A 385-nucleotide genomic window follows, 5' to 3' on the forward strand; every position below is an offset into this window, starting at 1 on the left:
TGTATGGTCCATTCTTGCGCTCGTCGGCGATATTGTTCTGATTGGGATAAAGAGTTAGCAGTGGTACTATTGCTTTGTGACGCGATATCCATACCGATGGCGGTTGCGGTTGCTGCTGCCCCCCATTCAGATCCTCCCGAAGCCATACCAAACTGATTAGGCGCTAAATCTAATCCCGCTCCCGTCATACGTATCGCATTAGCAGCGATAGCATCAGCTCCCGATGCAACAAGTTTATCCATCGCCTTTTGCTCTGCCTGGCTAATACCTTCATCGATCAACGCCTGATACGCCTCTAGGCGGGATTGAGCTCCCACTAAACTGGCATTGACTACTTCTTGTTCGGCTTTAAGCTGCTCAATATTTTTATCTTGTACAGTAATTC

1 protein-coding gene is annotated in these 385 nt (G+C 48.1%); it reads right to left on the reverse strand.

Annotation, left to right across the window (positions count from 1 at the left end; all coding sequences use genetic code 11):
• Nucleotides 1-385 (reverse strand): hypothetical protein (locus ACQ96U_RS27140; RefSeq protein WP_431724404.1); only part of this gene is annotated, 385 nt, incomplete at both ends.

This window comes from Zooshikella sp. RANM57, from assembly GCF_050749885.1.
Lineage (GTDB): Bacteria > Pseudomonadota > Gammaproteobacteria > Pseudomonadales > Zooshikellaceae > Zooshikella.